This is a genomic window from Pseudomonas arabinosi, from assembly GCF_047758675.1.
Lineage (GTDB): Bacteria > Pseudomonadota > Gammaproteobacteria > Pseudomonadales > Pseudomonadaceae > Aquipseudomonas > Aquipseudomonas arabinosi.
In genome coordinates this window covers 2,060,658-2,079,569 of the sequence record NZ_CP180480.1, presented here as the reverse complement: position 1 = coordinate 2,079,569, position 18,912 = coordinate 2,060,658, and the positions used below count along the sequence as shown (strand labels likewise).

21 protein-coding genes are annotated in these 18,912 nt (G+C 58.9%); 11 read left to right on the top strand and 10 right to left on the bottom strand.

Features of this window, described 5'->3' with window-relative positions; translation table 11 throughout:
- Positions 1-34: 34 nt before the first annotated feature.
- The 3 genes from flgG to ACMXYJ_RS09675 form a co-directional block, all read right to left on the bottom strand.
- Complete coding sequence (gene flgG, locus ACMXYJ_RS09685) at positions 35-820, bottom strand: flagellar basal-body rod protein FlgG (RefSeq protein ID WP_415759624.1); 786 nt, start codon at positions 818-820, stop codon at positions 35-37.
- 45 nt (positions 821-865) lie between these two features.
- Positions 866-1,606, bottom strand: coding sequence for a flagellar basal body rod protein FlgF (locus tag ACMXYJ_RS09680; protein WP_056742140.1), 741 nt, complete (start codon positions 1,604-1,606; stop codon positions 866-868).
- 272 nt (positions 1,607-1,878) lie between these two features.
- Positions 1,879-3,438 (bottom strand): sigma-54-dependent transcriptional regulator, encoded by a 1,560-nt coding sequence (locus ACMXYJ_RS09675; protein ID WP_415759623.1) that lies wholly within the window; start codon positions 3,436-3,438, stop codon positions 1,879-1,881.
- Positions 3,439-3,718: 280 nt separating this feature from the next.
- On the opposite strand from ACMXYJ_RS09675, the gene phhA reads away from it, so the two are divergent.
- The 6 genes from phhA (at position 3,719) to ACMXYJ_RS09645 (ending at position 8,144) form a co-directional block, all read left to right on the top strand.
- Positions 3,719-4,504 carry a phenylalanine 4-monooxygenase gene (gene phhA / locus ACMXYJ_RS09670; protein WP_415759622.1) on the top strand — a complete coding sequence of 262 codons (786 nt, stop codon included), beginning with the start codon at positions 3,719-3,721 and terminating at the stop codon, positions 4,502-4,504.
- A 103-nt stretch (positions 4,505-4,607) separates the two neighbouring features.
- Positions 4,608-4,964 (top strand): 4a-hydroxytetrahydrobiopterin dehydratase, encoded by a 357-nt coding sequence (locus ACMXYJ_RS09665; protein WP_008030478.1) that lies wholly within the window; start codon positions 4,608-4,610, stop codon positions 4,962-4,964.
- A complete protein-coding gene (locus ACMXYJ_RS09660; protein ID WP_415759621.1) occupies positions 4,964-6,157 on the top strand; it encodes an amino acid aminotransferase in 1,194 nt (397 codons plus the stop codon). Before ACMXYJ_RS09665 ends, ACMXYJ_RS09660 begins: the two co-directional genes overlap by 1 nt.
- 275 nt (positions 6,158-6,432) lie before the next feature.
- Positions 6,433-6,564 carry a hypothetical protein gene (locus ACMXYJ_RS09655; protein ID WP_008156098.1) on the top strand — a complete coding sequence of 44 codons (132 nt, stop codon included), beginning with the start codon at positions 6,433-6,435 and terminating at the stop codon, positions 6,562-6,564.
- A gap of 77 nt (positions 6,565-6,641) precedes the next feature.
- Positions 6,642-6,824 (top strand): hypothetical protein, encoded by a 183-nt coding sequence (locus tag ACMXYJ_RS09650; protein ID WP_415759620.1) that lies wholly within the window; start codon positions 6,642-6,644, stop codon positions 6,822-6,824.
- A 105-nt stretch (positions 6,825-6,929) separates the two neighbouring features.
- Entirely contained in the window at positions 6,930-8,144 is a 1,215-nt protein-coding gene (locus tag ACMXYJ_RS09645) for an MFS transporter (RefSeq protein WP_415759619.1), read from the top strand.
- On the opposite strand, the gene arfB is transcribed toward ACMXYJ_RS09645, so the two are convergent.
- Positions 8,141-8,554, bottom strand: a complete 414-nt coding sequence (arfB, locus tag ACMXYJ_RS09640; RefSeq protein WP_007902485.1) for an alternative ribosome rescue aminoacyl-tRNA hydrolase ArfB — start codon at positions 8,552-8,554, stop codon at positions 8,141-8,143. The two genes, ACMXYJ_RS09645 and arfB, sit on opposite strands and share 4 nt — an antisense overlap.
- A 223-nt stretch (positions 8,555-8,777) precedes the next feature.
- Complete coding sequence (locus ACMXYJ_RS09635) at positions 8,778-10,199, bottom strand: amino acid permease (RefSeq protein ID WP_415759618.1); 1,422 nt, start codon at positions 10,197-10,199, stop codon at positions 8,778-8,780.
- A 928-nt stretch (positions 10,200-11,127) separates the two neighbouring features.
- On the opposite strand from ACMXYJ_RS09635, the gene ACMXYJ_RS09630 reads away from it, so the two are divergent.
- A complete protein-coding gene (locus tag ACMXYJ_RS09630; RefSeq protein ID WP_008156111.1) occupies positions 11,128-11,265 on the top strand; it encodes a hypothetical protein in 138 nt (45 codons plus the stop codon).
- Between the two features lie 69 nt (positions 11,266-11,334).
- Positions 11,335-12,300, top strand: coding sequence for a leucyl aminopeptidase (locus tag ACMXYJ_RS09625; RefSeq protein WP_415759617.1), 966 nt, complete (start codon positions 11,335-11,337; stop codon positions 12,298-12,300).
- 167 nt (positions 12,301-12,467) lie between these two features.
- Here ACMXYJ_RS09625 and rluB read toward each other — a convergent pair whose 3' ends face one another.
- The 5 genes from rluB to ACMXYJ_RS09600 all read right to left on the bottom strand — a co-directional run bounded on the left by rluB (position 12,468) and on the right by ACMXYJ_RS09600 (position 17,402).
- On the bottom strand, positions 12,468-13,766 hold the full coding sequence (gene rluB / locus ACMXYJ_RS09620) for a 23S rRNA pseudouridine(2605) synthase RluB (protein WP_415759616.1): 1,299 nt from the start codon (positions 13,764-13,766) through the stop codon (positions 12,468-12,470).
- A gap of 309 nt (positions 13,767-14,075) precedes the next feature.
- Positions 14,076-15,062: an SMC-Scp complex subunit ScpB gene (gene scpB / locus ACMXYJ_RS09615; RefSeq protein ID WP_415759615.1), complete on the bottom strand. Its 987-nt coding sequence runs from the start codon at positions 15,060-15,062 to the stop codon at positions 14,076-14,078.
- 11 nt (positions 15,063-15,073) lie between these two features.
- Positions 15,074-15,895: a segregation and condensation protein A gene (locus tag ACMXYJ_RS09610; protein WP_008156118.1), complete on the bottom strand. Its 822-nt coding sequence runs from the start codon at positions 15,893-15,895 to the stop codon at positions 15,074-15,076.
- On the bottom strand, positions 15,896-16,525 hold the full coding sequence (locus tag ACMXYJ_RS09605) for an L-threonylcarbamoyladenylate synthase (RefSeq protein ID WP_156400825.1): 630 nt from the start codon (positions 16,523-16,525) through the stop codon (positions 15,896-15,898).
- A 13-nt stretch (positions 16,526-16,538) separates the two neighbouring features.
- Positions 16,539-17,402 (bottom strand): PHP domain-containing protein, encoded by an 864-nt coding sequence (locus ACMXYJ_RS09600; RefSeq protein ID WP_095127806.1) that lies wholly within the window; start codon positions 17,400-17,402, stop codon positions 16,539-16,541.
- Positions 17,403-17,489: 87 nt separating this feature from the next.
- On the opposite strand from ACMXYJ_RS09600, the gene ACMXYJ_RS09595 reads away from it, so the two are divergent.
- The 3 genes from ACMXYJ_RS09595 (at position 17,490) to ACMXYJ_RS09585 (ending at position 18,911) form a co-directional block, all read left to right on the top strand.
- Entirely contained in the window at positions 17,490-18,086 is a 597-nt protein-coding gene (locus tag ACMXYJ_RS09595; RefSeq protein WP_415759614.1) for a septation protein A, read from the top strand.
- Between the two features lies 1 nt (position 18,087).
- The gene (locus tag ACMXYJ_RS09590; protein WP_008156126.1) at positions 18,088-18,387 is read left to right on the top strand and encodes a YciI family protein; all 300 of its coding nucleotides are present in this window, start codon (positions 18,088-18,090) and stop codon (positions 18,385-18,387) included.
- Between the two features lie 110 nt (positions 18,388-18,497).
- Complete coding sequence (locus tag ACMXYJ_RS09585; RefSeq protein ID WP_129442124.1) at positions 18,498-18,911, top strand: translation initiation factor 2; 414 nt, start codon at positions 18,498-18,500, stop codon at positions 18,909-18,911.
- Position 18,912 lies beyond the last annotated feature (1 nt).

Here is an 18,912-nt window from a genome sequence, read left to right as displayed (position 1 = left end):
TGCAGGCGACCTCATGGTCGCCTCATAGACTTGATTACAGATTCTGCGTTACGAACGAGAGCATCTGGTCGGCGGTGGAAATCACCTTGGAGTTCATCTCGTAAGCGCGCTGAGTGGTGATCATGTTGACCATCTCTTCAACGGTGCTGACGTTCGAGGTTTCCAGGGTGTTCTGCAGCGTGGTGCCGAAACCGGCCAGGCCCGGGGTGCCGACTTGCGGCGCGCCGCTGGCCGCGGTTTCCAGGAACAGGTTGTTGCCCACAGCCTGCAGACCGGCCGGGTTGATGAAGTCGGCGGTTTGCAGGTTGCCGATCACCTGGGAGGCCGGGTTGCCGGCAACGGTGACGGAAACGGTGCCGTCGCGACCGACCGTGAAGGTCTGGGCATCGTTCGGGATGACAATGGCCGGTTCCAGGGCGAAGCCACTGGAGTTCACGATCTGACCGTTGGAGTCCAGGTGGAACGTACCGTCACGGGTGTAGGAAGTCGTGCCGTCCGGCTGCAGAATCTGGAAGAAACCACGACCGTCGATGGCCATGTCCAACGGCTGCTCGGTGGTTTGCAGACTGCCGGCGGTGAAGTTTTTCTGGGTGCCGACAATGCGCACACCGGTACCCAATTGCAGACCCGACGGCAGTTCACTGTCCTGGGTCGACTGGGCGCCTGGCTGGCGTTTGATCTGGTAGAGCAAGTCCTGGAACTCGGCGCGGTCACGTTTGAAACCCGTGGTCGACACGTTGGCCAGGTTGTTGGAAATGGTCGTCAGGTTGGTGTCCTGGGCGGACAGACCTGTTTTGGCAACCCATAGAGCCGGAAGCATTCGATTCTCCTCGTGCGCCTGTTTTACGGCGCGACGTTCTGATAATTAGCTGATCTGCAAGACCCGAGCCATGGCCTGGTCGTCTTCTTTGGCGGTGTTCATCATCTTGATGTGCAGTTCGAACTGCTTGGCCAAGGCCAGCACCGAGGTCATCTCTTCCACGGCGTTGACGTTGCTCGACTCAAGGAAACCGGACACCAGTTTGACGTCGGCATCGGCTTGCGCCGGCTTGCCGTCCTTGGTGTGGATCGAACCGTCCAGGCCTTTGGTCATGTTCTTGAAGTCAGGATTAACCAGCTTGATGCGGTCGACTTCCGCCATCACGCGAGGACCTTCGCCCATCGCACGAATGCTGATGGTGCCGTCCTCGCCCACTTCGATTTGCTGCTCGGGCGGCACGGCAATCGGCCCGCCATTGCCCATCACCGGCATACCGTTGCCGGCCCGCAGTACGCCCAGGGCGTCGACGTTCAGGCTGCCGGTGCGCACGTAGCTTTCGCCGCCGTCAGGGTTCTGCACGGCGATCCAGCCATTGCCTTGCACCGCGACATCGAGGTCGCGACCGGTTTCCACCAATGCGCCAGGGGAGAAATCGGTGGCCGGACGTTCGGACAGGGCAAACGCACGCGCCGGAAAGCTGTCACCGAACACCGGCATCGAACGCGCCTGCTCCAGGTCTTTCTGGAAACCGTTGGTGGAGATGTTCGCCAGGTTGTTCGCATGAGCCTTCTGCGCCAGTGCATTCTGGCTGGCGCCGGTCATTGCCACATAAAGGTACTTGTCCACACTCTTTCCTCTGCATGCCGGACGTTTGCCGCCCACTGCTGTACTGCTGAGCCATAAGCAATTTGCAGACCAACTTTTTTCTGGCGGCGCAGGGCCCGGCAAACAAAGGACTTGAGGGATTCAGGAGGGATTGGAGGATTGTGTCGAAGACGAAAAACCGGCGGTGTTATGCCGCTTCGCGGCAACAGATCAAAAGATCGCAGACTTCGCCAGCTCCTACAGGTATCGGGATCTAAATGTAGGAGCTGCCGAAGGCTGCGATCTTTTGATCTTCAGGTGTTGTCTTTACCAACTTCATACTCACGCAACTTATTGGCAATGGTCGTATGCGAAACCCCCAACCGCTTGCCCAGTTGCCGACTGCTCGGGTGCTCGGAATACAAACGCTCCAGCACCGCTTTCTCGAAGCGCCCGACAATCTCGTCCAACCCGCCCTCGAGCGAGAAATCGCCAAGTGGCTGACGCACGCCGTAGTCCGGCAGGCGAATATGTTCGGCCTTCACCGTCCCGCCCTCGCACAAGGAAACCGCCTGGAACAACACGTTCTCCAATTGCCGAACATTGCCCGGCCAGTGGTAGTGACTGAGCCGCTCCATCGCCGCCGGCGCCAGTTTCGGCAGCGGGCAACCGATCTGCCGACTGGCCTGATCGAGGAAGTGTTCCACCAGCGGCGTCAGACCATCGAGGCATTCGCGCAGTGGCGGGATGTGCAGCGAAAGCACGTTCAAGCGGTGATACAAGTCCTGGCGAAACTCCCCGCGCGCGCATAACTCGGACAGGTCGACCTGCGTCGCGCAGATCACCCGCACATCCAGATAAACCTCTTCATCGCTGCCCACACGACGGAAGCAACCGTCCTGCAGGAAACGCAGCAATTTCACCTGTAAACGCGGGCTCATTTCCCCGACGCCATCGAGAAACAGCGTACCGCCCGCCGTCAGTTCCAGCAGCCCGAGTTTGCCTTCGGCCCGCGCCCCTTCGAAAGCGCCGGGGCCGTAGCCGAACAGCTCAGTCTCAGCCATGGATTCCGGCAGGCCGGCGCAGTTGAGCGCCATCAACGGTGACTGGCCCCGCGGACTCGCCAGGTGGCAGGCTCGCGCCAACAACTCTTTTCCCGTACCGGTTTCACCTTCTATTAATAGCGGCGCATCCAGCGGCGCCATGCGTCGGGCTTCGCGCACCACCGCAGCCATCACCTTCGAGCTTTGGAAAATGCTGTCGAAACCGCGCAGTTCCTGCTTGCGCACGTTATAGATGCGCTCCCCTACCCGGTCGGCGCGGTGTAGCGTGAGCACCGCGCCGGCCATGGCTTCGCTGTCGTCATGCTCCGATTGCAGTGGCGCGATGTCGGCGAGAAACACGTCGCCCTTTACCTTCACCCGCAGGCCGTTGATCCGCGACTTGTTGGCGCGCACCAGTTCCGGCAAGTCGAAATCCTCGGCGTAACGCGACAGCGGAATCCCTGGCACCTCATCCACCCGCACGCCGAGCAACTGCGCCGCCGCGCGGTTGGCCGCGACGATCGAACCGCCCATGTCGATCGACAGCACCGGAAACTCCAAGGCGCCGAGCAACGCATTGAGTTCCATGTGCCGACGCTCGCTGGGCATCAGCCCTACACGCTTGACGCCGAAGACCCCGGCAATCGATTCGAATTTCGGACGCAACGCCTGGAACTGAATGTTGATCAGGTTAGGGCAATGCAGGTAGATCGCGTTGCCATGCTCACCGCCGACCTCGCCGCGAGCGACGTTGATCCCGTACTCCACCAGCAGGTTGAGAATGTCGCGCAGGATACCGATGCGGTTCTGGCAGTGGACTTTGATACGCATATAAAGGCCCGAAACAGGAGTGATCGAGGGCCTGAGCACGGATTTTTCTGCACAGGCGCCAACTTAGTCGTCAAGATTATGTGACACCTGCACACCATTTTAAACCCGGAAATCTCAATCCCTGCGCCACAGCGACTGATCCGTAACGAAAACTTTACGAAAATCGATGAATTTTCCTACGCACGACGGGACTCGCGTGCTGCAACACTGCATTTCTTGAGGTATTTCTAGGTCCATAGCAGGACATAACAAGAACGAAATCCCCTAGCAGGAGAGCAGCATGAAGCAGACGCAATACGTGGCTCGCGAGCCCGATGCGCAAGGTTTTATCGACTACCCCGCCGAAGAACACGCGGTGTGGAACACGCTGATTACTCGCCAACTGAAAGTGATCGAGGGTCGTGCGTGCCAGGAATACCTGGACGGTATCGAAAAACTCGGTCTGCCCCACGACCGCATTCCGCAACTCGGTGAAATCAACAAAGTCCTCGGTGAAACCACCGGGTGGCAGGTTGCCCGAGTACCCGCACTGATCCCCTTCCAGACCTTTTTCGAATTGCTCGCCAACAAGCAGTTCCCGGTAGCGACGTTTATTCGTACCCGCGAAGAGCTGGATTACCTGCAAGAGCCGGACATTTTCCACGAGATCTTTGGCCACTGCCCGCTGCTGACCAACCCTTGGTTCGCCGAATTCACCCACACCTACGGCAAACTCGGCCTACAGGCTACCAAGGAAGAACGCGTGTACCTGGCGCGTTTGTACTGGATGACCATCGAGTTCGGTCTGGTCGACACTTCAGAAGGCATGCGCATCTACGGCGGCGGCATTCTTTCTTCTCCAAAAGAATCCGTTTACTGCCTGTCGAACGAACCTGAGCATCAGGCCTTCGATCCGCTGGAATGCATGCGCACGCCGTACCGCATCGACATCCTGCAACCGCTGTACTTTGTCCTGCCGAACCTCAAGCGCCTGTTCGATCTCGCCCACGAAGACATCATGGGCATGGTCAAGCAAGGCATGCAGCTGGGCTTGCACACACCAAAATTTCCGCCAAAGGCTGCGTGATCCGCAGCTTTTAGAATCAAGTGAGCCTGTCAGGAACCGACGCTTTGGTTTAGCGTGGTGAATTGACGGCCGAATTCCAATAATTCGATTTCAGGAACCCATCATGTCCACATTGAACCAAGCCCATTGCGAAGCCTGCCGCGCCGATGCCCCTCAGGTCAGCGACGAAGAACTGCCGGTACTGATCAAGCAGATTCCTGACTGGAACATTGAAGTGCGCGACAGCGTGATGCAGCTGGAAAAAGTTTTCCTGTTCAAGAACTTCAAGCACGCACTGGCGTTCACCAACGCCGTCGGTGAAATCTCCGAGGCCGAAGGTCACCACCCAGGCCTGCTGACCGAGTGGGGCAAAGTCACCGTGACCTGGTGGAGCCACTCCATCAAAGGTCTGCATCGCAACGACTTCATCATGGCCGCGCGCACTGACGAAGTGGCCAAGGACGCCGAGGGCCGTAAATAATGCATTTCGACGCCATAGGTCGAGTACCCGGCGACCCGATTCTCGGCCTGATGGAGGCCTATGCGCAGGACCCCAACCCGCGCAAATTCGACCTCGGCGTGGGCGTCTATAAAGATGCCCAGGGCCTGACACCGATTCCCCAGGCCGTGAAGCTCGCCGAGCAGCGCCTGGTGGATCGGCAGACCACCAAAACCTACATCGGTGGTCACGGTGAACCGGCGTTCGGCAAGGCCATCGTTGAATTGGTGCTGGGTGCCGATTCCCCGCTGATCGCCGAACAACGGGCCGGCGCAACGCAAACGCCGGGCGGCACTGGCGCGCTGCGCCTGAGTGCCGACTTCATCGCCCAATGCCTTCCGGGCCGTGGCGTGTGGCTGAGCAATCCGACCTGGCCAATCCACGAAACCATCTTCGCGGCAGCCGGGGTCAAGGTCAGTCATTACCCGTACGTCGGCAGCGATAACCGCCTCGACGTCGAGGCGATGCTCGCGGTACTCAACGAAGCGCCGAAGGGCGATGTGGTGCTGCTGCACGCTTGCTGCCATAACCCGACCGGATTCGATCTGTCCCATGACGATTGGCGCCGGGTGCTGGACGTGGTGCGCAGTCGCGATTTGGTGCCACTGATCGACTTCGCCTACCAGGGCTTCGGCGATGGCCTGGAACAGGATGCATGGTCAACCCGGTTGTTCGCTGCCGCGTTGCCGGAAGTGCTGATCACCAGTTCCTGCTCGAAGAACTTCGGCCTGTACCGCGACCGCACCGGTGCGCTGATTGTCTGCGCGAAAACCGCTGACAAGCTGGTGGACATCCGCAGCCAACTGGCCAACATCGCTCGCAACCTGTGGTCGACACCGCCGGATCATGGCGCTGCCGTAGTAGCAACCATCCTCGGTGATCCGGAGCTGAAAAGCCTCTGGGCTGACGAAGTGGAAGCCATGCGTTTGCGTATCGCCCAACTGCGCAGCGGTTTGGTTGAAGCGCTTGAACCTCATGGTTTGCGCGAGCGCTTTGCGCACATCGGCGTGCAACGCGGGATGTTTTCCTACACCGGTTTGACGCCGGACCAGGTCAAACAACTGCGCGATCACCACAGCGTCTACATGGTCAACTCAGGCCGGGCCAACGTGGCCGGGATTGATGCAACGCGCCTGGATCTGCTGGCTGAGGCGATCGCCGAAGTCTGCAAATAACCCTCCAGCACCGCAGGTCCCCTGTGGGAGCGAGCTTGCTCGCGATAGCGATTCTTCAGACACATTGATGTTGGATGTGCCACCGCTATCGCGAGCAAGCTCGCTCCCACATTTGCTTTGTGTCGCTCCCTCTTCCAGACCTGTCTAGACAATCCCATCCGTCGCAACAATTAGATATAAAAGTCTATTTGTCATTTTTTCTGCTGTATCCTCCCCAAGCTTTTTAAAAGCGCGGATCTACCAGATCTATCAACAGACTTTGCGAGGAGCGCGATATGCACGAGATCCCTAATCTCCCCTTCCCAAGCCTGCACGAAACTGAGCAGACGCCCACGCAACAAGCCGGTGCCCAACAGCCCGAGCCAAAAGAAGCCACTGAACGCCGCAAGGCCGACAGCGAAGACTGATTCACCTGCAATGCCAGACCGTGTGGAAAGCGCTAACATGCGCTTTCCACACCGCCTGAACCCTTGAGCCCCACACCATGTCCGATGATTTCTCCGAAACCCAGGCCAGCGTGCTGATCGGCACCACCGAAAAGATGATCGATATCTGGAATCGCCTGTCCCCCGAAAAGCAAGCCGCCCTCCTGGCCCGCTTCGGTACCGAAGAAAACGCCTTGGCCGCCCTGGTCACCACGCACCTGGTCGCTCCCGCCAAACCCTGATTCATCGCCGCCCGGCAAATAGTTTTACTTTTTCCACGACCCGCAGCCGCTTGCGCCGCTATCATAAGCAGCCTATCTATCCTGCTTTCCCGTGGATCTTTACCCATGTCTGAAAACCAGCGCCCCCTGGCGGTCACGCTGCAAGTCGTTTCCATCGTCCTGTTCACCTTCATCGGCTATCTGAATATCGGCATTCCCCTGGCCGTGTTGCCGGGCTACGTCCACAGCGATCTGGGTTTCGGCGCGGTCATCGCGGGCCTGGTGATCAGCGTGCAATACCTGGCCACCCTGCTCAGCCGTCCGTATGCCGGGAAAATCATCGACAACAAGGGCAGCAAACTCGCCGTGATGTACGGCCTCGCCGGCTGCGGTTTGAGCGGCGTGTTCATGCTGATTTCGGCCTGGACCCAGAGCCTGCCGACCTTGAGCCTGATCAGCCTGTTGATCGGCCGTCTGGTGCTCGGCAGCGCGGAAAGCCTGGTGGGCTCCGGCTCGATCGGCTGGGGCATCGGCCGGGTTGGTGCGGCGAACACCGCCAAAGTCATTTCCTGGAATGGCATCGCCAGTTATGGCGCACTGGCTGTCGGCGCGCCGCTGGGCGTGCTGCTGGTGAATCAGCTGGGCTTGTGGAGCATGGGCGTGAGCATCGTGTTGCTGGCCGTCCTCGGTCTGCTGCTGGCCTGGCCGAAAACCGCCGCGCCGATTGTAGTCGGTGAGCGTTTGCCGTTCATGCATGTGCTGGGGCGCGTGCTGCCACATGGTTGCGGCCTGGCGCTGGGCTCCATCGGTTTCGGCACTATCGCGACGTTCATCACGTTGTATTACGCCACGCAGCATTGGGACAACGCGGTGCTGTGCTTGAGTGTGTTCGGTGCCAGTTTCATCGGTGCGCGGCTGCTGTTCGGCAATCTGATCAATCGCCTCGGCGGCTTTCGCGTGGCGATTGTCTGCCTGTCGGTGGAAACACTGGGGCTGTTGCTGCTATGGCTGGCGCCGGACGCTCATTGGGCACTGGCCGGTGCGGCACTGAGCGGGTTCGGTTTCTCGCTGGTGTTTCCGGCACTGGGCGTGGAAGCAGTCAACCTGGTGCCGGCCTCAAGTCGTGGCGCGGCAGTCGGGGCTTATTCGCTGTTCATCGATTTGTCGCTGGGGATTACCGGGCCACTGGCCGGTGCGATTGCGGCAGGCTTTGGTTTTGCCTCGATCTTCCTGTTCGCTGCACTCGCCGCGTTGAGCGGTCTGGCACTGAGTGTTTACTTGTACCGGCAGGCGCCGAAACATCTCAATGAAAAGTACCGGGAAGAGCGCCAAGCCCGCTAAAAATCAACCTTGCCACGCCCGGCCTTGATGCTGCCGCGTTTGGTCTTGGATTCCAGCCGACGCTTCTTCGAACCGAGGGTCGGTTTGGTCGGACGACGTTTCTTTTCGACCTTGGTGGCACTGAGGATCAACTCGGTCAGCCGCTCCAGCGCATCCGCGCGATTGGCTTCCTGCGTGCGGTATTGCTGGGCCTTGATGATCAACACCCCTTCGCTGGTGATGCGACTGTCGCGCAGCGCCAGCAGCCGTTCCTTGTAGAACTCGGGCAAGGACGAGGCCGGAATGTCGAAACGCAGGTGCATGGCACTGGAGACTTTGTTGACGTTCTGCCCGCCAGCGCCCTGGGCGCGGATGGCGGTCAACTCGATCTCGGCATCCGGCAGATGCACGTTGTTGGAAATCACCAGCATGGAAAAGCGTCCGGATTCAGGGCGCTCAGGATACCGCGAATGAACTGAAAGAATGCGGTCCCTGTGGGAGTGAGCCTGCTCGCGATAGCGGTGCGTCAGACAACCAAGATGTTGACTGACACACCGCTATCGCGAGCAGGCTCACTCCTACAAGGGTTTTGTAAGAACTCTGAAAACAACAAACCCGGCACACGGCCGGGTTTGTTGTTTCTGCGTTTTGCACTTACTTGGCAGCGGAACCCGCAGCCTGCAGCGCATGCCGGTCACGACGCTTGTTCTTGATGCCGTAGCAGATCCACATGAACGCGACCCACACCGGAATCGCATACACCGAGATCTGGATGCCCGGGATCAGCAGCATCACGCCAAGGATGAACACCACGAACGCCAGGCAAACGTAGTTGCCGTACGGATACCACAGGGCCTTGAACAGCGGCGTCTGTTTGGTCTTGTTCATGTGCTGGCGGAACTTGAAGTGCGAAAAGCTGATCATCGCCCAGTTGATCACCAGGGTGGCAACCACCAGCGACATCAACAGTTCCAGCGCGTTTTGCGGGATCAGGTAGTTCAGCAATACGGCAATCAATGTCACCGCCGCCGACGCAAGGATCGAACGCACTGGCACGCCACGCTTGTCGATCTTCGACAAGGCTTTCGGCGCATCGCCCTGCTCGGCCATGCCCAGCAGCATGCGGCTGTTGCAGTAGGTGCCGCTGTTGTACACCGACAATGCCGCCGTCAGGACCACGAAGTTGAGGATGTGCGCAGCGGTGTCGCTACCGAGCATCGAGAACACTTGAACGAACGGGCTGCCGCTGTAGGAATCACCCGACGCGTTCAGGGTCGCCAGCAGGCTGTCCCATGGCGTCAGCGACAGCAGGATAACCAGCGCACCGATGTAGAAAATCAGGATCCGGTAGATCACCTGGTTGATGGCTTTCGGGATCACGGTTCTCGGCTTGTCGGCTTCAGCTGCGGTGAAACCGAGCATTTCCAGGCCGCCGAAGGAGAACATGATGATCGCCATGGCCATCACCAGGCCGCTGACACCATTCGGGAAGAAGCCGCCGTGGACCCAAAGGTTGGTCACCGACGCTTGCGGGCCGCCGTCGCCGCTGACCAGCAGGTAGCTGCCGAGCGCAATCATGCCGACGATGGCCACGACCTTGATGATCGCGAACCAGAACTCGGCCTCACCAAAGACTTTGACGTTCGCCAGGTTGATCAAGTTGATCAGGACGAAGAAGCCGGCTGCCGAGACCCAGGTCGGGATGTGTGGCGCCCAGTAGTGGATGTATTTGCCGACCGCGGTCAGCTCCGACATGCCCACCAGAATGTACAGAATCCAGCAGTTCCAGCCCGACAGGAAGCCGGCGAAACCGCCCCAGTATTTATGGGCGAAGTGGCTGAAGGAACCGGCCACAGGCTCTTCGACGATCATTTCACCGAGCTGGCGCATGATCATGAAGGCGATGAAGCCGCAGATGGCGTAGCCGAGGATCATCGACGGGCCAGCGGATTTCAGGACGCCGGCCGAGCCGAGGAACAGCCCGGTACCGATCGCGCCACCGAGGGCGATCAGTTGAATATGGCGATTTTTCAGGCCGCGTTTCAGCTCGCCTGAATGCGAGTTTTGTCCACTCATGAAAAGGGTCTCACGCAAGGTTTGATGATGTTCGTTAGACGTTGCTGCTCGGTTGCGATTTCAAGCAGCGCCGATCAAACCCCAGCGAAGGCAAAAGGAGTTCAGCGTTTTTACAACGGTCATGCGTCACCTGTTTGTTTTTATCTGTGACGAAATCGAACCCGACACGCTTGTGGCGCGGCGGAGTGAACAAGGCGGATAGCCTTGAGGTTTGCGCAGATGCGCAGGAGGTCACAGTTAAAACGCGGCGCATTGTACACCTGTAACCCCCTGCTGCCAGACACCACTGGATCAGCGTGTCATTTGCCGGGATTGCCTGTGTCCGCCTCGAGGGTCTCGGGCGGCTGCAAAAATAGAGTCAGACCTTTGCGGGTCATCGACGGGGGCGGCGGAAAAATCGCCCCACGGGAGAGATGGAGATGAGTCACGGCGTACATTGCGCCTCCTTCTTGTTATGCACCTGCACGACAGGCATGGGGCGCATCTCACCCTTCAACCGCGCCTGAAACAAGCGGGCCAGAGCCCTGCGCAAGGGTTAATTGGTTGTTGGGCGGAAGGTTTTCCTTACATCCCTTGCGCAAGCGTCAAACCATAGGCTTTGAGGCTTGATTTCGTCAGGATTTCTTTACATGCCGTAACGTAAATTTGCCGAATCAGATCTGGCTGTAGACTGACTGCAAATTGACGGTAGGACGTTTCCTTAGGAAAAGGTCGAGTTAGTTTTTTGTTTTTTAATAACAAATTGTCTAATTAAAAATAGAATAAAAAGTTCAAACAAATATTATTTGATTATTTTTTTGCAATTTAAAAACCTCTGAACTAGGTTTTCAGCGACTTGCCGAGACGCATCAATCAGCAAGTGGGCGGGTTATTCAATGACTGAAAACGCGCCGCAGCACTTACCGAAAAGTCATCTAGGAGATTCACAATGCAAGCACTTGAAAAAGACTTGGAAACTGAACTGCAACTGGACGATTGGTTTGAAGCACCGACCCATGACGCCGCCGTTGAAATGATGCAAGCCGATGCGGTTGTTCCGTTCGGCACGGCAATGTGGCCTCTGTAAGACATCCCGGCAGGCACGATCCGGCCGGTTGTGCCTGCCACTTTTTCTCGGTTTGTCAGGGAGGACTACATGGATAAGCAACGCGCCATTTCGCATTTCCTTTACTACCTCGAACATCACCCAGCCCTTGCCGGTATCAACCCGGCGAAGGTCTTGCTCGGCCACACGGCTGATTACCAGGCACTGACGAGCGCCATCGCCGAACAGGTCGGTGACAGCCCACGGTTCAGTTTCAGCGCACTGCGACTGGATCTGGAACCCACGGAATTGCTGGCCCAAGCGATTGCCGACAGCGATCTGTACATTTTCTTCTACGACTCTTCTACCCTGCCCAACCCACGCCCCGACGGCCCGGAATTTGTCCGCGCGCTGCAAGGCGTCATGGCCGAGAACTGGAAGAAGTCGCTGCTATTCAAGGATTACGGCGATTACTTCTACGACACGTTCAGTGTCACCCCGCAGCGCATTGCCGGGTTGAACAGCCACTTGATCCAGCGCATGTCCCATGCCACCACATTAAGTTTCAAAGATGATCACGGCTCGTGGTTCGAAACACCGTTGAGCAGTATCAAGAAGTGGACCGACATCAACGGTGTCGGCAACTTCGATCTGGCGCCCGGTGAAATTGCCACGCACAGCGAGGCCATTAACGGCCGGGTCAAGTTCATGGGGACTTTTCTCAGCACGATTCCCTTTGCCCGCAAATACGGGGTGCTGGAGTCGCCGCTAGAGTTGTGGATCGAGAACTCGACCATCAGCAAAATCGCCACCGAGGTGCCGGGGCTGGAACATGACTTCAACAAGTACCTGGAGGCCAATCCATCCAATCGACGCATCGAGGAGTTGGGGATCGGCACCAATGAAGGCGTTAAAGCGTTGTATGCGCGCAATGCCGGGTTTGAGGAGCGTCATTGCGGGCTGCACCTGGGATTGGGCGGTGGCGCGAAGGGTAGCCATCATCTGGACCTGATCTTCTCCAGCGGCGTGTTGGCGCTGGATGATGAGCCGGTGTTTGATGGGCGGTTTGTCTTCTGAATGATCGTTCCCACGCTCTGCGTGGGAATGCAGCCCGGGACGCTCTGCGTCCCATTGGAACGCGGAGCGTCCCTTGAGGCATTCCCACGCAGAGCGTGGGAACGATCAGCCAGACCAAAAAAAACGCCAACCCGAAGGTTGGCGTTTTTTCATGTAGCGCTTACCGATTACTCAGGCTTGCGACGACCGAAGCCTGGACGCTGGCCCGAACCGGCTGGCGCACCACGGCGCTTGCCCGATGGCGCGTCCTTGTCGACCAGAACGATGCCTGGACGCTTCTTCGCCGGAGCCTTGGTCGGGCGCTTGGTGTCGGAAGGACGGTCTGCCACCGGCGTACCGCGACCCGACTCACCACGAGACTCACCACGACCGGCTGGAGCACCGCGATCGCTACGACCACCGCTTGGTGCACCACGGCCTTCGCCGCGCTCGGTGCGACCATTGGCCGGACGTGGCGTGCGTGGACCGCGCTCACCGTCAGCACGAGGTGCTGCTGGCTTGCGGGCTGGACGCTCGCCTTCGATATGCGGCTCACGAGTATCACGTGGAGTAGCCGCTGTCTGGTTGCCGATCGCTGGACGCAACGAACGCACGCGCTCGGTCTTGCCCATCGGACGCGACGATTTACGCTGCATACGGTCGAGCTTGTCTTTGCTCTTGGCGTTCATCTGCGGCATGGCCACAGGCGTCAGGCCAACTTCAGCACTCAGAATGTCGACTTCGTACTGGCTCATTTCGCGCCAGCGGCCCATCGGCAGGTCAGAGTTGAGGAACACCGGACCGAAACGCACGCGCTTCAGACGGCTGACCACCAGGCCTTGGGATTCCCACAGACGACGGACTTCGCGGTTGCGACCTTCCATCACCACGCAGTGGTACCAGTGGTTAAAACCTTCGCCACCCGGCGCTTGCTTGATGTCGGTGAACTTGGCCGGGCCGTCTTCGAGGACGACGCCTGCTTTCAGACGCTCGATCATCTCGTCATCGACTTCGCCACGCACACGTACCGCGTATTCACGGTCCATTTCGTAGGAAGGGTGCATCAGGCGGTTAGCCAGCTCACCGTCGGTGGTGAACATCAGCAGGCCAGTGGTGTTGATGTCCAGACGACCGATGTTGATCCAGCGACCTTCTTTCGGGCGCGGCATCTTGTCGAAAACGGTCGGACGGCCTTCCGGATCAAGGCGGGTGCAGATTTCGCCGTCCGGCTTGTTGTACATGATCACGCGGCGTACCGACTCGGCGGCTTCTTCGCGCTTGATCACCTTGCCATCAATGGTGATGGCGTCATGCATGTCGACGCGCTGCCCGAGGGTGGCGTCTTTGCCATTGACCTTGATGCGGCCGTGACTGATCCAGGCTTCTACGTCACGGCGCGAGCCGACGCCGATACGGGCGAGGACTTTCTGCAGTTTTTCGCCTGCTGGGCCGATTTCCTGGTCGTCTTTCTGGTCTTTGATACTCATCTGGGCACCTCCCGGTGTGGTCTGTTCAGGCAGCTCTGAAGTGAGGGACCTGAAGAGTTGAAAGCAGGGTCTAGGGCGAAGGGATCGCCGAAGGGTCGCGAATCATACGCTCATGGGAGCGTTCGCGCATCAGAGACTAGCTGATCAAGGGTGACTTACCTGGATTTCCGCCGACCGGTGGCACCAATTTCGAATTCAATACAGATCCAATGTGGGAGCGAGCCTGCTCGCGATAGCGGTGTGCCTGGCAGCAATGATGTTGGCTGACACTCCCTCATCGCGAGCAGGCTCGCTCCCACAGGATCCGAGTCAATCTTCGAACTGACGACGCTCGGCCTCGATTGCTTCTGCCAAAGCCTTGGCTTCGGCTTCTTCGTCGGTCAACTCGGGCTCAGGTTTCGACTGTTCGAGCGCGGCTACAGCGGCCAGGAGTTTTTCCCGCGCCTCGGCAACGCCAAGCACATCATCTTCCTGCTCTTCTTCGACTGTAGCTTCGGGCTCGACCTGAAGTTCAATTTCGATTTCAGGCTCAAGCTCGGGCTCCGGCAGCTCCAAAACCTCTTCGGGCTTGGTCACCTCGCCATCGCGCAACAAATCGTCAAAGTCAGTCTTGAGCCCCTCCTCCATCGTGTCGAGTTCCAGCAACAGCGTATGGAAACTGGTTTCTTCCTTCGGCTCTTCCGGCTCGGCGCTGGCATCCGCCAGTTCCTGCAACCCGGCAGGCACTGGTGCGTCATCAAAGTCGAGCACCGGATCAGGCTCAAGCTCGCGCAATTCGGCCAGCGGTGGCAAATCGTCGAGGTTCTTCAGGTTGAAATGGTCGAGAAAGGCCTTGGTAGTCGCAAACATCGCCGGCTTACCGGGCACGTCGCGGTAGCCGACGATGCGGATCCACTCGCGCTCCAGCAAGGTTTTGACGATGTGACTGTTGACCGCGACGCCCCGCACGTCTTCGATCTCGCCCCGGGTGATCGGCTGGCGATAGGCGATCAGCGCAATGGTTTCGAGCATGGCGCGGGAATAGCGCTGCGGCCGCTCTTCCCACAAACGTCCTACCCACGGCGAGAACTTTTCGCGGATCTGCAAGCGATACCCGGAGGCGACTTCCTTCAGCTCGAAGGCCCGACCGTCGCAGGACTTGGCGAGAATCGTCAGGGCTTTCTTGAAGACCGGCGGCTCCGGCCGCTCGCCCTCTTCGAAGAGTTCGAACAGGCGTTCAAGCGATTGCGGTTTTCCCGAGGCCAACAGAAAAGCTTCAAGCAATGGCGCCAGCTCGCGGGGTTCAGTCAGGTTCATGATTCAACTCGTTATTCGGCTCGGGCCCGCACGTGGATCGCTGCGAACGGCTCATTCTGCACCAGCTCGACCAAGGATTCCTTGACCAGTTCGAGAATCGCCATAAAGGTTACCACCACCCCCAGACGTCCTTCTTCAGCGGTGAACAGTTCGGCAAAGGGCACGAAACCGCCGCCCTTGAGGCGCTCCAGCACATCGCTCATGCGTTCGCGCGTGGACAGCGCCTCGCGGCTGACCTGGTGACTTTCGAACATGTCGCCACGGCGCAACACTTCTGCCATGGACAACAACAGCTCTGAAAGACGCACGTCTGGCAACAGCTTGCGTGCCCGGGCTTCCGGGGCGTCGAGTTTGGGGACTACCACGTCACGACCCACACGGCTCAGGCCATCAATGCCTTCGGCTGCGGCCTTGAAGCGTTCGTACTCTTGCAAGCGGCGGATCAGTTCAGCGCGGGGGTCGTCTTCTTCGGCCTCGATCGTTTCGGCACGCGGCAGCAGCATCCGCGATTTGATCTCGGCCAGCATCGCGGCCATGACCAGGTACTCGGCGGCCAACTCCAGGCGCACCGACTGCATCAACTCGACATAGCCCATGTACTGACGGGTGATTTCCGCCACCGGGATGTCGAGGATGTTGATGTTCTGTTTGCGGATCAGGTACAGCAGCAGGTCCAGGGGACCTTCGAACGCTTCAAGGAAGACCTCAAGCGCGTCCGGCGGAATGTACAGGTCCAGCGGCATTTCCATGACCGCCTGGCCATAGACCATCGCGAAGGGCAGCTCTTGCTGGGCTCCGGCCTGACTGTCGACAACGGGTTCTACTGCAGACATCTATGCCTCGGCCATGAACGGCGTCGGGTCGCCGCAACCCACGCGGATCACTTCCGGCTCGCCGTCGGCGAGATTGATCACGGTGGACGCCTTGATCCCGCCGAAACCGCCGTCGATGATCAGGTCGACCTGATGCTCGAGCAACTGACGCATTTCGTAAGGATCGGTCATCGGGTCGGTGTCACCAGGCATGATCAGGGTCACGCTCATCAGCGGTTCGCCGAGTTCTTCCAGCAGCGCCAGGGCAATCGGATGACTCGGCACGCGCAGGCCGATGGTGCGTTTTTTCGGGTGCAACAACAGCCGCGGGACTTCGCGGGTGGCGTTGAGAATGAAGGTGTACGGCCCTGGCAGGTGCGCCTTGAGCAGGCGGAACGTGCCGGTATCGATCTTGGCGAACACCCCCAACTGCGACAGGTCGCTGCAAATCAGCGCGAAGTTGTGTTTGTCATCCAGGCCCCGCAACCGGCGCACGCGCTCCACGGCATTCTTGTCGCCGATCTGGCAACCAATGGCGTAGGACGAGTCTGTGGGATAAATCACCACCCCGCCGCTGCGGATGATCTCGACAGCCTGTTTGATCAGGCGCGCTTGCGGGTTTTCCGGATGAATCTGGAAAAATTGACTCACATTCTCTACCTGTTCAGACGGCGGCAATAATTGGGTCATGTTTGAATCGACACCACAGTGGCGGCAGATCCTCCGGGAGCGGGCGGTATTCACCGATCTCGGACCAGCCTCCAGGGCCATGAAAATCACTGCCGGCGCTGACCAGCAGACCGAACTCACGGGCGAGAATCGCCAGGCTGCCCACTTGCTCGGCGGGCTGATGGCCATTGACCACTTCGATAGCGTGGCCCCCTGCTTGAATATAGTCGGCAATCAGCCGGCGACGTTTGCTGCGAGTGAAATCGTAGTGCCACGGATGCGCCAGGCTGACCCAGGCCTTGGCGGCGCGCAGGGTTTCGACGGTGTCTTCCAGGGTCGGCCAGTGTTGCTTGACGTCCCCCAGCTTGCCGGCGCCCAGCCATTTGCGGAACGCCTCAGCGCGATCCTTGACGAAACCTTCACGCACCATCCAGTCGGCGAAATGCGGGCGGGCTGGCGCGTTGCCGCTGTCGCCCAGTTCCTGCTGGATGGCCCGAGCCCCTTCGAGCGCGCCCGGCATGCCCTTCAATGCCAGTTTTCGGCTTATTTCTTCGGACCGTAGCCAGCGGCCATCGTGCAATTTAGCGATGGCCTCGACCAATGGCGCGGCATTGACATCAAATCCGTAGCCCAAAACGTGAATGGTCGCGCCGCCCCAGGTGCAGGACAATTCGACGCCATTAACCAATTGCATCCCCAGCGCGGTCGCCGCACTGCGAGCCTCGTCGAGGCCCTCAAGGGTGTCATGATCGGTCAAGGCCAGGACTCGCACGCCTTTCTCGAACGCACGCGCAACCAGTACTGCAGGCGCGAGAGCACCATCGGAGGCCGTGCTATGGCAGTGCAAATCAACATTCACAGGACTTTTTTACCTCAAATCAGCTGGCGCTATCGCGCGCCCATATGTTTGTTATTATGCCGCCACATCCTGCTTCTGGCTGCCACTGTGAAACAATTCATCGATTTCATCCCGCTTCTGCTGTTCTTCATCGTCTTCAAACTCGATCCACGGGTCGTCGACATCGCCGGTCATGAGTTGACTGTAGGCGGTATTTACAGCGCCACTGCCATGCTGATCATCAGTTCCCTGGTGGTTTACGGCACGCTGTTCATCAAGCAGCGCAAGCTCGAGAAGAGCCAGTGGCTGACCCTCATCGCCTGCCTGGTCTTCGGCAGCCTGACCCTGGCGTTCCACAGCGAAACCTTCCTCAAATGGAAAGCCCCGGTGGTGAACTGGCTGTTCGCCCTGGCGTTCATTGGCAGCCACTTCATCGGTGAGCAATTGCTGATCAAACGCATCATGGGCCACGCGCTGACCCTGCCGGAGCCGGTCTGGACCCGTCTGAACATCGCCTGGATCGGGTTTTTCCTGTTTTGCGGTGCCGCCAACCTGTTCGTCGCGTTCACCTTTCAGGACTACTGGGTTGACTTCAAAGTCTTCGGCAGCCTGGGCATGACGCTGCTGTTCCTGGTCGCCCAGGGCATTTATTTGTCCCGCCACCTGCACGACGCCGATACCACAACGCCAAAAACCGAGGACTGACATGCTTTACGCAATCATTGCCACAGACGTCGCCAACTCCCTGGAAGCCCGCCTGGCCGCACGGCCTGCACACCTTGAGCGCCTGCAAGTGCTCAAAGGTGAAGGACGCATCGTTTTGGCCGGTCCACACCCGGCGGTCGACAGCAATGATCCGGGCGCTGCGGGTTTCACCGGCAGCCTGATCGTCGCAGAGTTCGATTCCCTGAGTGCCGCACAAGCCTGGGCCGACGCTGATCCGTACATCGCAGCAGGTGTCTACGCCAACGTTTCGGTCAAGCCGTTCAAGCAAGTCCTGCCGTAATATCCCTCCAGCGCGATGAACCTTATCGGTTCATCGCGCGCTCAACGCTCATTATTCTCGTTTACCGGCCGACAACCTGCCCAATACTCGTATTGGAATCAGGAGTGGCGATGCGCAAAGGTCCGTTGTGTCTGATGTTGGTGACGTTGTCGATTGTGGCCCCTGCTCATGGTGAAGAAAGCGCCGAGGGCGGTAATTCCACACCGCTGTCCCTGAGCGCCGGCAGCCAGATCACCGAGTTGCAACAGCGCTTGAAGGTAAGCGAGCAGCAACGAGAAGTACTGAGCAAACAACTGCAAAATACCGATGCAGAACGCGAAAGCGCCCAGCTGAGCCGGTTGCGCCAAGAGAATCAGCGCCTCAAGCTGCAACTCAAGGAAGTCCAGGCCAGCAGCCCGCTACCGCGTCTATTGACCGATCAGCAACAGTGGTTCGTCATCGGCGCCGCAGTAGCGCTATTGGCGCTGCTCTGCGGTATCTTCGCCAGTGGTGCCACCAGAAAACGTAGGCAATGGCTAAATTGAG